The following is a 12,147-nucleotide window of genomic DNA, read 5'->3' as shown; positions in this document are numbered from 1 at the left end:
CGCGGCGGCCACGGTACCGGTCGGGCACGGGCCGGTCCCGTCACCCTCGGGGCGCCGGCCCCGGCCCACGGCCCCCCGGGTCCGAGGTGGTGGCGGCGCGTCCCGGGGGTGGCGCTGGTGCTGGGGGTCGCCACGGCGGCGGTGGGCCGACACCGTGCGTCACGCGGCCGCCGTTACCCTCAGGAGCCGTGGGATACACGGGATACGACCTCGTCGTCGTCGGATCGGGCTTCTTCGGGCTGACCATCGCCGAACGCGCCGCCTCCGAGCTGGACAAGCGCGTCCTCGTGCTCGACCGCCGCTCGCACATCGGCGGCAACGCCTACTCGGAGATCGAGCCGGAGACCGGCATCGAGATCCACCGCTACGGCGCCCACCTCTTCCACACCTCCAACGAGCGCGTGTGGGAGTACTGCAACCGGTTCACGGAGTTCACCGGCTACCAGCACCGCGTCTTCGCCCGCGTCGCCGACCAGGTCTACGCGTTCCCGATGAACCTGGCGCTGATCAACCAGTTCTTCGGGAAGTCGCACACCCCCGATGAGGCCCGCGCCCTGATCGCCGAGCAGGCCGGCGAGATCGACACCAAGGACGCGAAGAACCTCGAGGAGAAGGGCGTCTCCCTGGTCGGGCGGCCGCTCTACGAGGCGTTCGTCAAGGGCTACACGGCCAAGCAGTGGCAGACCGATCCGCGCGAGCTCGACGCGTCGATCATCGCCCGGCTGCCCGTGCGATACACGTTCGACAACCGGTACTTCAACGACAGGTTCGAGGGCCTGCCCCGCGAGGGCTACACCGCGTGGCTCGAGCGGATGGCAGACCACCCGAACATCGAGGTCCGCACGGACGTCGACTACTTCGACGTGCGCGCCGAGATCCCCGTGGGCACCCCCACCGTCTACACCGGCCCGCTCGACCGCTACTTCGGCAACTCCGAGGGCGAACTCTCCTGGCGCACGCTCGACTTCGAGCAGGAGGTGCTCACCCACACCGGTGACTTCCAGGGCACTTCGGTCATGAACTACAACGACGAGGACGTCCCCTTCACACGGATCCACGAGTTCCGCCACTTCCACCCCGAGCGCGACTACCCGAAGGACAAGACGGTCATCGTCCGGGAGTTCTCGCGCTTCGCCGAGCCGGGCGACGAGCCGTACTACCCGGTGGGCACCCCCGAGGACCGCGCGAAGCTCACCCGCTACCGCGAGCTCGCCCGCAAGGAGACGGCCAACGCGAACGTCCTTTTCGGCGGCCGCCTGGGCACGTACAAGTACCTCGACATGCACATGGCCATCGGCTCGGCGCTGACGATGTTCGACAACCGCATCGCTCCGTATTTCACCGAGGGCCGCGCGCTGGCGGGCACGGAGTCCGCCGAGGACTGAGCCCGGCCCGGCGCGCCGTCCCATCTGCGCGCGATTTCGCGTCCTCGCACGCTCCCTGGAGGGTGCGACGACGCGAAACGGCGAGCGGATCGGGTGCTGACAGACTTCTCGACCATGACGGACACGCTCGCCGCCCCCGCCCCGACGGAGGTGGCGCCGCCGTCACGGCCATGCAGGCGGCGGTCGTGGGCGGTCGTGCCCGCGGTGCTCGTGCCCACCGTCCTGTTCGGCCTGCACGCCTCGCTGTACGGCCGCTGGGAGGTCGACGACGCGGGCATCACGTTCGCCTACGCGCGGTCCGTCGCGATCGGGGCGGGCCCCGTGCTGCAGCCGGGGCTGCCGCCCGTCGAGGGTTTCTCCGACCCGGCCTGGCTCGCGCTGCTGGTCGTGGGGCGGTGGCTCGGGCTGTTCGACCACGGCACCTGGTTCGGGGTGCCGGACTACGTCGCCTACCCGAAGTCGCTGGCGCTGGTCCTGGTCGCGGGGGTGTTCGCGTGCTTCTTCGCCGCCGCGTCGGCCGTGTCGCGGCGGCCCGCCGTCGTCACGGTGCTGGCGGGCTGCGCATGCGCGGTGATCCCGTCGTTCGTCATCTGGTGCGTGTCGGGGCTGGAGAACTCGCTGCTCGCGCTCGCGACGGCGGGCATCGCCACGGTGCTGGTGCGGTCCGGGGCCCGCGACCGGCTCGCCACGCCGGGGCCCGCGGTGGCCTGCGGGTTGCTCGCCGCGCTCGCCGCGCTGACCCGGCCCGAGGGCATGATCTACGCCGCCGCGTACCCGCTGGCGATGCTCGTCCTGCTCCGCCGCGGCACGTGGCTACGCGGGCTCGGCTCGGCGGTGCTCGCGGCGCTGGCCTTCGCCGTGCCGTACGGGGCGTACCTGCTCTGGCGCTGGTCGACGTTCCACGCGTGGCTGCCCACCACCGCCGTCGCGAAGTCGCAGGGGCTGCCCACCGCGGCCGGGTTCGCCAAGGTGAGCGACCTCGTCGCGTACGCGGGCTGGCTCGCCGTCCTCGGCGGGGTGCTGGTGGTCGGGGCCGCGCTCGGGCGCCGCTCGCCGGTGCGCACCGCGGTGGTGCTGGTGCTCGTCCCGCTGGCACTGGCCCTGGCGGCGTTCGGGGTGCTGATCTCGGACTGGATGACCCAGTACCGCTTCGCCACGCCCGTCTGGGTGTTGGGCTCGCTGGTGGTGGCGCTGGCCGCTGTCGAGGTGGTGGGCCGGCTGCGCCTGCGCGGACGCGCGGTGGTGGCCGTGGTGGTGGTGGCCGCCGCCGTGCTGTCGGGCAGCCAGTGGGTCGCCGCCGCGCGCAGCTACCGGGCCGAGCCCGTGGCCCCGATGTGCCTGATCGTGCAGAACACCGGGCGCGAGTTTAACGGCTACGTCGAGATCCTCGGGCTGAGGAGCCCCACGCTGTTCGCGCCCGAGATCGGCGGTGCCGCGCTGACCGGCACGTCGCTGCTCACCGACGGCGCCGGACTGGCCGAGCCGACCATCGCACGGTTCTGGGCGGCCAAGGACTGGGCCGGCGTCCGGAACTACGTGTTCGACGTCGTGAAGCCGTCGTTCATCCGGTCGCACGGGCAGTTCCGCACCCAGATGGCGTTCGACACCGACCCGCGGTTCGTGGCCGGCTACGTGCTCATCGGGCCGACGCCCAACGGCGGCGGCAACTGGGTGCGCCGCGACCTCGTCACGGGCCCGGAGCAGATGGCCCGGCTGCAGGCCTGGGCACGGCAGTCCCTCGCCGCCGACGCGGCCCAGCGGGCCACCCCGCTCGCGTCGTGCGGCGACCGCCTGACTCCGGGCGCGACCACGGCCTGAACCGCGCCGTGACCGCCCCGCGGGTGGCGCTCCTCACGCCGCTACCCTCGACCTCGGTGCGTGTACGACAGCCCCGCCGCACGGCCGAGACCCCGATGACACGAGGACTGCGCTTTGACCACCACCGCCGCCACGTCTCCCACCTCCGCGACGTCCGCGGACCCCGCCGGAGCGCCGTCGGCGTCCGAGCATCCGGGCAGCCTCCTGCAGCGCGTCCTCCTGCCGCGCACGGGCGACCCGATGAGCGTCCGCTCGCTGTACATGGACGAGCGCAACGGCCTGCGCGTCTCCTCCATGCCGTCGTCGCCGGGCGAGCCGGTGCGGAAGGTCCTGAGCTTCGCGGGCTCCTCGATCGGCGCGCGCAAGGTGCGAGCGACCTCCCGCACGTCGGCCGTGGTCAGCGAGCAGAGCGAGGTGTCGTTCGGCGCCTACTTCAACGCGTTCGCGGCGAGCTACTGGCGCCGCTGGAGCGCGCTCACCGAGGTGCACCTGCGCCTCGAGGTCGAGGGCACGGGCCGTGTCGACGTCTACCGCACCAAGGCCGACGGCTCGCACATCTTCGAGTACGGCGAGGTCATCGGCGGTAGCGGCCGCCGCTGGATCGAGGTGCCGCTCGACCTGCGCCCGTTCGAGGACGGCGGCTGGTACTGGTTCGACCTCACCACCGACGCCGGCGAGCTCACGCTGCACGGCGGCGGCTGGTACGCGGCCGAGGCCGCCCCCGGCCGGGCCGCCGTCGCCATCGGCATGCCGACGTTCAACCGTCCCGCCGACGCCGTCGCCACGATCACCGCCATCGGCTCCGACCCGATGGTGCTCGACAGCGTCGTCAAGGTGCTCATCGCCGACCAGGGCACGAAGAAGGTCCGCGACGAGCCTGGTTTCGAGGCCGCCGCGGCCGTCCTCGGCGACAAGCTGCGGATCATCGACCAGCCCAACCTCGGTGGCTCCGGCGGCTACGCACGCGTCATGTACGAGGCTCTCGAGACCACCGACTGCGAGCAGATCCTCTTCATGGACGACGACATCCTGCTGGAGCCCGACTCGGTGCTCCGCGCGGTCGCGTTCTCCCGGCACGCCCGCGAGCCGATGCTCGTCGGCGGGCAGATGCTCTCGCTGCAGGCGCGCTCGCAGCTCTCCACCATGGGCGAGGTCGTCGACCGCAACGCGTTCCTCTGGCGCAACGCACCCGGCACCGAGCCGCACCACGACCTGGCCGACCGCACCCTGCGTCAGACGCCGTGGCTGCACCGCCGCACCGACGTCGACTACAACGCCTGGTGGATGTGCCTCATCCCGCGCGCGGTGGCCGAGGACCTGGGCATGCCGCTGCCGCTGTTCATCAAGTGGGACGACGCCGAGTACGGCCTGCGCGCCCGCTCGCGCGGCTACCGCACCGCCACCGTGCCGGGCATCGCGATCTGGCACATGTCCTTCCTGGAGAAGGACGACACCAGCGACTGGCAGGCCTACTTCCACTACCGCAACCGCTTCGTCGCGGCCGCGCTGCACGGCCCGGACAGCGCGAAGGCGCTGGTCAAGGACACCATCAAGCGCACCCTGCGGCACCTGATGCTCATGGAGTACTCGGCCGTGGCGCTGCAGGAGATGGCGCTGCGCGACTTCCTCGCCGGCCCCGAGGAGCTCTTCCCGTCGCTGCCGGTGATCCTCGGGCAGATCCGCTCCAAGCGCGCCGAGTACGACGACGGTCGCCCCCTCGACTCGGCCACCCAGGTGCCGCTCTCGGACCTCGACGCCCTCGCGGCGCAGGCGTTCCCCGAGCCCCCCACCACCAAGGTCGCGATCGTGAAGAACCTCGCGCGCAGCGTCGTGCACAACCTGCGGGCGCCCGACCCCGCCCACCGGGTCGTGCCCCAGCGCAACCTGCCCTCGCGGTACGCGCAGTGGTTCATCCTGGCGCGGCTGGACTCCGCCACCGTCTCGACGCCGGACGGCCGCGGGGTCACATTCCGTCGCCGCGACCCCGCGCTGTTCCGGTCGATGTTCGCGACGTCGGTGGCGCAGTTGCGCCAGGTGGCGCGCGACTGGCCCGAGCTGCGCCGCCGCTACCGCGAGGCCCAGCCGGAGCTGACGAGCCGCGAAGCCTGGAAGCGCAACGTTTTCGACCGCTGACCGTGTTCGGCCGCTGATCGACGGGGGTTCACTGCGGGCACAGGTCCCGGCAGTAGGGTCGGAGCCGAGAAACCCACCGCCCGGCACCGGCCCGAGAGCCCCTACCGCGGCAGCTGAGAGAGCGAGAACCGTGGCAGCGCCTGCGCAGGTCGTGCCGGCTCTGCGTCCCGCGCCACCCCCACCGTCGCGGGGACGTGACCGGAGGCTGCTGCGCGGGCTCGTCGCGGCGGTGGCTGCGGCCGTGGTCGTGCTGGTCGGCCGCCGTGCGGGCGTGCTCGAGGGCACCGCGGGGCTGCTCGTCGGGGCGCTGCTCGTGCTGCTCGTCCCCACCTCGCGCGACCTCTGCCGGCGCATCCTGCTGGCAGGCTGCCTGCTGCTCGGCTGGGTACCCCTGCTGTGGTGGGTGCCGCTGCCGGTCGGGACCACGGGCCGGGTCGCGATCGGGCTGGCCGTCCTCGCCGCTGCGGTCGCCGGCTGGGTCGGCGCGGGCCGCCGCCCCCGCCTGCGGATGCGGGCGCTCGTCCCGCGGCTGCGTCGCGTGGACGTGTTCGTGCCGCTCAGCGTCGGGCTCGGCCTGGTCGAGCTCCAGCCGTGGCTGCAGGTCAAGACCACGTCCCAGACGCTGGGCATGCTGATGAGCGGCTGGGACAACTCGGCCCACTTCGCCATGGTCGAGGGCATCCGGCGTACCGGCGTCACGGCCGACGTACTCGCGGCGCCCCCGGGTGGGGGCACCTGGCAGTTCTTCAACTACCCGCAGGGCTTCCATGCGGTCGTCGCCACGCTCATCGAGGTGATGGTCGGGCCCGTGCCCGGGAGCATCGGCTCCGAGCTCCTGCTGTACTCGCAGGCCGTGGCCCTGCTCGTGATCGCGGTGACCACGATGCTCGTCGCCGGGTTCTGCGCGCTGCCGGTGCTGCGCGGGCGCCCCGGCATCGCCGCGCCGGTCGCCGCGTTCGTCGCGGCGGTGTTCTACTTCGGCCCCGGCGCCACCTCGATCCAGGGTGGGATCGGCAACTTCACCGTCGCGTGCGCGCTGGTCGTCGCGATCGCTCTGGTCGGGCTGCCGATGGCACGCGTGTGGGCGCCGCTCCCGCTCGCCGCGATCGGGGGCGCGGTGGTGGGCATCGCGTCGAGCTGGGTGCTGCTGCTCGTGCTGGCGGCGCCCGTGGTGATCGCGTTGACGCTCCCGTTCGCGCGTCGTCGCTGGGCGCGGTCGTCGGTCCGGGTCACCGTCGTGTGTGCGGTGGTGGTGCTCGCCGTGCTCGGGTGCCTGTGGCGCACCGTCGTGGTCATCTCCCGGGTGCAGGCGGCCAGCCCGCTGACGCTGACGGGCGGCGCGCCCCCGGTGAACCTCGGCTTCGCCTTCGGTGCGGCGCTGGGCGTGCTCGGGGCCTGCCTCATGGTGCGGCGCGGGTCCGTCGGCGCGATCGGTTCCGCGGGCCGCAGCACCCGGGCCCGGATCGCCGCGCTGGCCGCGGTGCCGGTGGTCGGCGCGATCACGGCCACCGTGCTCGTCGTCATGCAGATCGACGCCAGCGGCGAGGCCACCTACTACGGGCTCAAGTTCATGCTCGGCGCCGAGATCATCCTGCTCGTGCTGCTCGCGATCCCGGTGGCCCATCTCGCCGGCAGGCGGCGGCCCCCGTCCCTGCGGCCGTGGGCGGCGGTGCGCGGGTTCGTCGCCTCGGTGTGCGTCGCGCTGGCCGTCACCCAGGTGTTCGGGTTGACCGTCGCCGGCCTGAGCGGCATCGGGCTCTCCGCCGAGGCGCCCGGGTCGGCCGACCTCGTCCAGCAGGTCCGCGTGCTGCGGCAGCCCCCGACGTCGTCCGACATCGCCGTGCGGATCGAGCGGCTGCAGCGCACGGGCGGCGACATCCCGCCCGACTCGTTCTACGTCGACGCCCGCCCGGACCGCCCGATCAACTCGATCCTCGCGTCCCAGTGGTATCTCGCACTGACCGGCACGTGGACGACGCAGCGCAACTACGTGGCCGCGCGCACCCTTTTCGTCGACCCCGGGCCGGGCGCCGCCGCGGCTGTGCGGTGGATCCTCGCCACCAGCCCCGACGCCGTGGTCCTCGTGCCGTTCGAGAATCGGTACACGGTGCTGAAGGCGCTGGACGAGCCCCGCCTGGACGCCCGCGTGATCGGGATCTGACCGCGCCCGCTCAGCGCGACGCCACGCGACGCACGATCGCCTGGTAGCCCGATCCCAGCAGGCGCTGCATGCCGTCGATGGCGAACGCGTCGGGGCCGATGAGGATGCGGGCGCGCTCGCGCTCGACGCCGCGCAGGATCGTGGCCGCGGCGACCTCGGGGGTGGTGCGGGCGATGCGGTCGAACAGATCGGCGGTGGCGCCCGCGTCCACACCCGCGGCGAACCGGCCGCCGCGCGCGATGTTGGTCTTGATCCCGCCGGGGTGCACGCAGCTCACGGCCACGCCGGTGCGCGCGGAGAGCATCTCCTGGCGCAGTGCCTCGGTGAAGCCGCGGACCGCGAACTTCGACGCGTTGTATGCCGACTGCCCCGGCACCGCGATGATCCCGAAGACCGACGAGATGTTGACGATGTGGCCGGAGTGCGCGCCGACGAGGTGCGGCAGGAACGCCTTGGTGCCGTGCACGACGCCCCAGAAGTTGACGCCCATGATCCACTCGATCTCCTCGACGGTGAGGTCGAGGACGGGCCCGGTCATGCTCACGCCGGCGTTGTTGACCACGAGGTCGACGCGGCCCTGCTCGGCCACCACCTGTGCGGCGTAGGCGTCGAACGCGGCGCGGTCGGCGACGTCGAGCACCTGGTGCTCGGCCTTCGCGCCCGCGGCGAGGCAGGCCTGCGCGGTGGCGGCCACTCCGTCGGCGTTGACGTCGGAGAGGGCCAGCCGCGCGCTCCGGCGTGCCAGGTCGAGGGCGAGCGCCCGGCCGATGCCCGATCCGGCCCCGGTGATGACGGCGACCTTGTCCGCGAAGTCCTTCATGACCGCAGAGGTTACCCGAAGTAACTTACCGGCGGTAGCCTTCGATCGGGGCTACTCGTCCACCCCGTACAGGCGCGCCCAGTTCGCGCGGCTGGTGAGCCGGCCCATGTCGTCGCGGTAGCGCTGCGCCACCGCCGGGCCCTCGCTGCGGAGGCGGCGCATGGCCACGAGCCCGCGCTTGGCCAGCGTCTTCACCCGCTCGGGATCGCGCTGCCGGATGCGGACGCCGGTCTCGCCCATGTCCGTGACCACCGCGCGGTCGAACAGCGAGACGTGCCACCAGTGCGCGTCACCCGCGGCCACGGTGCCGGTGCCGTGCGGTGCCCGTCCCAAGACGTGGTACGCGGCGCGCTTCGCGAACGTCAGCCAGAGGTTGCCCGGCTCGTTGGCGGCGCGCACGATTTGCAGGTCGCGGAAGTCGTCGGACATCTCCGACATCGGGTGCACGATGGTCTCGGGGTAGGCGGCACGGATGCGGCGGATCTCCGCGGCCGCGGCCACCGAGCCGTCATCCAGGATCTCCGGCCCATCGAGGAAGTCCTCGACGGCCTGCAGCAGCGTGGCCGTCAGGCCGTAGTGCATCGCGATGAGGTACGTCGAGAGCAGGTGCCCGACGCGCGTGATGACGCGCTTGGTGGAGAAGTCGGTGTGCAGCGCCGCCATGATCAGGGCGTTGCGCAGGTTGAAGTACCTGTGCCACTCGTCCCAGTCCTTCCACCCGAAGTCGGCGTGCCAGACGCCGGCACCGGGCAGGGTGACCGTCGGGAAGCCGTGGGCGCGGGCGCGGTAGCCGTACTCCACGTCGTCCCACTGGAAGAACACTGGCAGGGGGTAGCCGATCTCCCGCACGATCGCGGCCGGGATCAGGCACGACCACCAGCCGTTGTACTCGGCGTCGACGCGCCGCTCCTGGTTGATCGGCAGGTTCCGCTCGTCCAGGCCGAGGAGGTAGGCCTCGCGGAGCGCCCCGGCGATCTCCAGGCCGTTGACCAGCTTCTCCGGGTCGGCGCGCTCGGCCGAGACGTGCAGGTGGCCCGGGTGCAGCAGGTTGAGCATCTGCCCGCCGATGATCATCGGCGTGGCCGTGCTCGCCGCGAACGACGTCAGGCGGACGACGATCTCGGGCTCGAGCATCACGTCGTCGTCCATGAGCAGGATGTCGGACTGCTCCTCGGGGGCGCCCGCCGTGGCGTCGAAGAGGCCGCGGGTGAAGCCGCCAGCGCCGCCGAGGTTGGGCTGGCGGACGTAGCGCAGGTGCTCGCCGAGCGCCGCCGCCACATCGAGGAAGCGCTCGCGGGACTCCAGCGGGTCGCTGCCCTGGTCGACGACCTCCACGGTGCCGACGAGCGCGAGCGCGCCGGGGTCGTCGGCGAGCGACTGGAGCGTGTTGAGGCAGTCGTCGACGCGGTTGTAGGTGCAGATGACGAGGTCGGTGCGCGGCACCGGGCGCACCGCAACGACGCTCCACCGGACGTCGGAGACGCTCATGCCGTCGATCTCGGTGGTGAGCTCCAGCCACATGCCGCCACCGTCGAGGAAGCGGTCGATGGGGGCGACGAAGCGGACCTTCTGCTCCACGACGTCCTCGACGTCGGCGACGGCGGCGACGCGCCAGACCTTGTTGGTGTCCGAGGCCATCAGCCGGACGCGGCCGGAGCCGGTGACGACGGCCTCGACCTCCACCTCGGTCACCGGGGTCCAGCGCTGCCAGTAGGTGGCGTGGAAGCGGCCGAAGTAGGTGTTGGTGTGCACCCGCGAACCCGGGGAGAGGTCGATCCGGTGGCGCCTGCGGCGCGCGGTGCCCATCTCGACGACGGAGTAGAGATCCTCCGGTGCCTTTCCCGACGGTCCGAAGAACAGGCCGCGCTGCGCCAGGATCGGCGCGGGCCTCCCGCCGTCGGCGGGGCCGGTCTCCCGGTCGTCAGCGGGAGCGGCCACGTCGGTCGAAGTGTCCGTGCTGTCCGGTGTGCGAAGCATGCGAAGCGGCCGTCCTCCGGTCGAGTGTGCACGAGTTCGCTGCCATTGTGGGGGCGGCGATCAGCCGGTGCGTCGTCGGGTCAGCCCACGGGATCCAGTCCCGGCACCCGGGTGCGTCCGTCCGAGTGCCATCCCGCGACGCTGTGAACTGCGACGACGGGTGTCGGAGTGATCATCGGGGTGACGGGGGTCCAGCGGAACAGCTGAGCGGCGTCACGGAGCGGGTCACCGGCGAGGTAGGTGGCCATGCGCTGCTCGGTGACCAGTAGCCGCGGTGCGGCGAAGGGGCCGCCGAAGCTCGGCGCGTAGGTGATCCCGGCCGACGGATCGGTCGCCGGTGGGCCGACCTCCCACGTCGGGAGGCTCGTCGTGCCGAGCGGCAGCTGTGTCGGCTCGATGCACCCGAACAGGAACGCGACGGGCCAGTCGAGGACCGCGCTGCTGCCCGGTGGCAGCAGCGTCTCCATCGGCGTCAGACGGGGCACCCGCGGCAGCGACACCAGTGCCGCGGGCTGCGGGCCTGCCGTCGGCGCGGTCACGGCGAGGCGCACGGAGTCGGCACCGGGCGGGGCCATCAGGCGGACGTCGGTGGGCGTGTCCGAGCCGGAGGTGACGGACCGGCTGCCGATCACCTGACCGCCCGACCCGTACTCGACGGTCAGGCGGTCGGACGGTCGCGTGGTGCCGGACGTCGTGACCACCACGGGCAGCGTGTCGTCACGCTGGGCGGGGTCGAGGGTGAACCAGCCGGTGGTGGTCGTGCCGGACACCGCGATGCCGGGCAGTCTCGTGCCCCCCACGTCGACGGTGCGCTCGGCGCCCGTCATCGAGCCGCCCGCCGGTGGCAGCAGCCCCGCGGACGGGTCGGTCTCGACCGAGAGCAGCCGCTCCAGGCCGCAGGGCTCGCCGCGCAGCGTCGCGAGGCCGTCGGAGGCGAGGGTGTAGCTGTCGCGGTGATCGACGGCCACCCGGGCGAGCCCGCCGACCTGCAGCAGCAGCACCGCCACCAGCGCGACCGCCGTGACCGGGCCCGGCGCGGGCACCCGCCGCGGCGTCCCGACGGCCGTCGCGCCGCCCGCCCGCAGCCACGCCGACCGCACGAGCAGCACCGTCACCAGCAGCCCGCCGACTGCGAGCACGTACGCCGAAACGCCCTTGCCCGCGAGCTGCGGCGGGACGGAGCTGAACGTGGGGGAGAACCAGTTCGACGCGTACGGCCAGATGTTGTAGCCCGCGAGCACCAGCCCGCCGACCCCGGTGACGGCCGCGAGTCCCGTCACGAGCGCCCGCGGGCGCTCCTTCAGCGGGCCCGCGGCGAAGAGCACGAGCCCGAGCAGCAGCACGGCCGCTCCGGTGCCGGCGAAATCGCCGAAGTGCTGCGTCCACTTCGTGGGGGTGAACGTCATGGCCAGCAGGCCGAGCCCGAACCCCGTGACGAGCCGCCCGGCCGGGCCGGGGGCGATTCCGGCCCGGTTGCGGCGCTCGGGCCCGCGGTGCAGCGCCCACATCACGCCCGCCGCCGCGAGCAGCGTGAACAGCACCGCGGCCCGCTTGCCGATCGACCCCTGGAACGAGCCGGGCTCCAGCAGGTTCGCGTAGCGCTCGAACTCCTGGAACCAGGGCATCCCGCCGCCGATGAGCGTCCGGACGCGCGTGCTCTCGAGCATCGACGCGAGGCTCTGGTCGGACAGCATGAACAGCACCGCCACCGACGGCGCGGCCACGAGCGCGATCACCAGCGGCCATACGTGCAGGTCGCGGCGGGACCGCAGCACCCGCAGCACCGGCAGCAGGCCGGCGAGGAACGGCATGAACGCGATGAGCCCGCCGGGCGTCAGCGCGGTGGTGACGCC

7 protein-coding genes are annotated in these 12,147 nt (G+C 72.7%); 4 read left to right on the top strand and 3 right to left on the bottom strand.

Annotated elements, in window-relative coordinates:
- Positions 1-188 precede the first annotated feature (188 nt).
- The 4 genes from glf to JWR81_RS31855 all read left to right on the top strand — a co-directional run bounded on the left by glf (position 189) and on the right by JWR81_RS31855 (position 7,497).
- On the top strand, positions 189-1,385 hold the full coding sequence (glf, locus tag JWR81_RS31870; protein WP_297661328.1) for a UDP-galactopyranose mutase: 1,197 nt from the start codon (positions 189-191) through the stop codon (positions 1,383-1,385).
- Positions 1,386-1,499: 114 nt separating this feature from the next.
- Positions 1,500-3,203, top strand: a complete 1,704-nt coding sequence (locus JWR81_RS31865; RefSeq protein ID WP_297661326.1) for a hypothetical protein — start codon at positions 1,500-1,502, stop codon at positions 3,201-3,203.
- A 114-nt stretch (positions 3,204-3,317) separates the two neighbouring features.
- Positions 3,318-5,336, top strand: a complete 2,019-nt coding sequence (locus JWR81_RS31860) for a glycosyltransferase (protein ID WP_297661324.1) — start codon at positions 3,318-3,320, stop codon at positions 5,334-5,336.
- Positions 5,337-5,466: 130 nt separating this feature from the next.
- On the top strand, positions 5,467-7,497 hold the full coding sequence (locus JWR81_RS31855; protein WP_297661322.1) for a DUF6541 family protein: 2,031 nt from the start codon (positions 5,467-5,469) through the stop codon (positions 7,495-7,497).
- Between the two features lie 10 nt (positions 7,498-7,507).
- Here the strand turns inward: JWR81_RS31855 and JWR81_RS31850 are convergent, their stop codons facing one another.
- The 3 genes from JWR81_RS31850 to JWR81_RS31840 all read right to left on the bottom strand — a co-directional run.
- The gene (locus tag JWR81_RS31850) at positions 7,508-8,317 is read right to left on the bottom strand and encodes an SDR family oxidoreductase (RefSeq protein WP_297661320.1); all 810 of its coding nucleotides are present in this window, start codon (positions 8,315-8,317) and stop codon (positions 7,508-7,510) included.
- Positions 8,318-8,368: 51 nt separating this feature from the next.
- A complete protein-coding gene (locus JWR81_RS31845; RefSeq protein WP_297661318.1) occupies positions 8,369-10,255 on the bottom strand; it encodes a glycosyltransferase in 1,887 nt (628 codons plus the stop codon).
- A gap of 119 nt (positions 10,256-10,374) precedes the next feature.
- Positions 10,375-12,147 (bottom strand): arabinosyltransferase domain-containing protein (locus tag JWR81_RS31840; protein WP_297661316.1); only part of this gene is annotated, 1,773 nt, incomplete at its 5' end.

Source organism: Pseudonocardia sp. (assembly GCF_025965585.1).
GTDB lineage: Bacteria > Actinomycetota > Actinomycetes > Mycobacteriales > Pseudonocardiaceae > Pseudonocardia.
Note: the sequence above shows the minus strand (reverse complement) of the source record. Positions and strands in the feature narration are given on the sequence as shown.

What these genes read in the sequence shown, in the direction of transcription:
- JWR81_RS31865 (WP_297661326.1), top strand. Translation starts at nt 1,500, where the DNA reads ATGACGGACACGCTCGCCGCCCCCGCCCCGACGGAGGTGGCGCCGCCG.
- JWR81_RS31850 (WP_297661320.1), bottom strand. Translation starts at nt 8,317, where the DNA reads ATGAAGGACTTCGCGGACAAGGTCGCCGTCATCACCGGGGCCGGATCG.